This is a genomic window from bacterium (assembly GCA_021159335.1).
Classification (GTDB): Bacteria; UBP14; UBA6098; order B30-G16; family B30-G16; genus JAGGRZ01.
Map to the genome: position 1 here is coordinate 1 of JAGGRZ010000033.1, position 2,549 is coordinate 2,549.

Annotated in this window: 3 protein-coding genes; 2 read left to right on the top strand and 1 reads right to left on the bottom strand. The window is 46.8% G+C overall.

Going from position 1 to position 2,549, the window contains the following annotated elements:
• Together J7J62_02015 and ligA are read left to right on the top strand one after the other, a co-directional pair.
• Positions 1 to 310 (top strand): hypothetical protein (locus J7J62_02015; GenBank protein ID MCD6123931.1); only part of this gene is annotated, 310 nt, incomplete at its 5' end.
• Complete coding sequence (ligA, locus tag J7J62_02020) at positions 300 to 2,333, top strand: NAD-dependent DNA ligase LigA (GenBank protein MCD6123932.1); 2,034 nt, start codon at positions 300 to 302, stop codon at positions 2,331 to 2,333. The genes J7J62_02015 and ligA, both read left to right, overlap by 11 nt.
• Before the next feature lie 13 nt (positions 2,334 to 2,346).
• Here the strand turns inward: ligA and J7J62_02025 are convergent.
• Positions 2,347 to 2,549 (bottom strand): T9SS type A sorting domain-containing protein (locus J7J62_02025; protein MCD6123933.1); only part of this gene is annotated, 203 nt, incomplete at its 5' end.

Genomic DNA, 2,549 nt, shown 5'->3' on the forward strand with positions numbered 1-2,549 from the left:
TTTTAAAATTTTTCCTGCGCAATGGGCGATGTCTTTGGCGAGGTTGGTTTCTCCAGCGGAAAAACTTTACAGACGCTCGCCCAAAGAAGCCGTTTTCGTAAGAGAATATGAAGAATTCGCTGGAAAAAAGATTAAAGAAGGTTTCGATTTCGTCATCCTTGGACACCTTCACATACCTGTTGAAAAAAATTTATTTTCTGGCAAATATATTAATACAGGTGATTTTTACAGAAATTTTACATATGCAGTTTTTGACGGTAGAGATGCGAAACTTATGCGTTTTGAGGAGGTAAGGGACGATGAAAAGTAATGAAAAATCGCTTGAGGAAATAAAAAAGGAAATAGAGTTCTTAAGGCGAGAGATAGAGCGGCACAACTATCTTTATTATGTCAAGAACCAGCCTGAGATAAGCGATGAAGAATACGATGCTTTGATGGACAGACTTCGTGAACTCGAGGAGAAATACCCTCAATTCTACGACCCCAATTCTCCTACCCAACGAGTGGGCGCGCCACCTGCCAAGGAATTCGCCACGGTAAGGCACACTGTGCCACTTCTTTCTCTTGACAAAGTAACCTCGTATGAGGAGTTCATGGAGTTTCAGAACAGAATATGGAGATTTTTGGGGAAGAAGGTTGAGATAGACTATACAGCTACACCTAAACTTGATGGATTGTCCATTGCGGTAAGATATGAGCATGGGCGTTTTGTTCGAGGTGCGACTCGTGGCGATGGTTTTGAGGGCGAGGATGTTACTGCAAATGTTAGGACCATAAAGAGCATTCCCATGTATTTGATGAGTGAGGAGGCAGCTAAGCTACCAGTGCTTGAGATTAGGGGAGAGGTTATATTCCATAAGGACGATTTTGAGCGGCTTAATGAGGAATTAGCGCAGAAGGGTGAAAAAACATTCGCTAATGCGCGCAATGCTGCGGCAGGTTCACTTAGACAGCTTGATTCAAACATTACTGCACAACGACCACTTAAGGCTTATTTCTATGAGATCGTTTATGTCGAAGGCAGGGAATTTGAGACCCACTGGGAAAAGCTTAAGTTCATGGAGGCTGCTGGGTTGCCGCTGGTGCCCTATGCCAGATATTGTAAAAACGATGAGGAGGTGCGGGAATATTACGAGAACATCCTTAGAGAGCGCGAAAACCTGCCTTTCGAGATTGATGGTGTTGTAATAAAGGTAAACAGGATTGAGTATCAGCGTATTCTTGGGCAAGTTTCGCATCATCCTCGCTGGGCTGTAGCGTGGAAGTTCCCCTCGCAGGAGGCTATATCGACGCTTCGCGATGTTATATGGTCGGTTGGCAGGACGGGTGCGGTAACCCCTGTGGCGATACTTGAACCGGTGTTCATAGCTGGTGCAACGATAAGCCGCGCCACACTTCACAACGAAGATGAAATCGAGAGACTCGGAGTAATGATAGGCGATAAGGTGGTCGTTAGGCGCGCTGGCGATGTTATTCCTGAGGTGGTTAAACCGCTGGTTGAGCTTAGGACGGGCAAGGAAAAACCTATAGTTCCGCCTACGCACTGTCCGGTGTGCGGTGCAAAGCTTTCCAAGCCGCCGGGGGAAGTCATAAGGCGCTGTCCAAACAGGTTCTGCCCAGCTCAGATAGCTGAATCGATAAAGCATTTCGTTTCAAGGAAAGCCTTCGATATCGAGGGCATAGGTGACAAGCAGGTGGAGACACTTCTTCGCGAGGGATTGATAGAGGATGCTGCTGACCTTTTCACGCTCCAGCCAGAAAGACTCGAAAAACTTGAGCGTTGGGGTCCTGTTTTAGCCGCAAAGATCGTCAAAAATATCCAGAACGCTAAGCGGATAAGCCTTCCAAAATTCATTTTCGCGCTCGGAATCCCTGGAGTAGGGGAACATCTCGCCAATGTCCTGGCGAAGCATTTCAAGTCGCTTGATGCGCTGCGAAACGCCACATTCGACGAGTTGATACAAATCCCGGAAATAGGACCTAATACTGCGCAGTCGATAGTCGATTTCTTCGCCGATGAGCACAACAGAAGGTTTCTCGAAAAACTTTTCTCGGTTGGCGTCGAGGTGGAGGAGATTCGCGAGGAGGAGGAAGCTGAAAAGCCTCTTTCGGGCAAGACTTTTGTCTTCACTGGTGCCCTGTCAAGCATGACGCGCGATGAAGCCTCGGAGCTGGTAGAGTCACTCGGTGGAAGAGTATCAAGTTCGGTATCGCGCAAAACAGATTATGTCGTGGTCGGGGAGAATCCGGGGAGCAAATATGACAAAGCTAAAAAGCTTGGCGTGACGACGATAACGGAAGAGGAGTTTCTTAAGCTCGTCGGGCGAGCGTAATTTTTTCGATTTCCTATTTTATGACAATAATTTTCCGAACTATTGAATTTTTCCCACCAACAACCCTGACAAAATACACCCCGCTACTAAGCCTATCTATAGCTATCTTTTCACTGCCTTTAGCCGTTATCGTGCGCCTTAGGACAACTTTGCCAGTTATGTCGTAAAGTTCGAGACTGCCCACGCCCGAAATTCTGTAGAAAACCTGAATCGGGG

Coding starts and splice junctions, on each gene's coding strand:
- ligA (MCD6123932.1), top strand. CDS start 300: ATGAAAAGTAATGAAAAATCGCTTGAGGAAATAAAAAAGGAAATAGAG.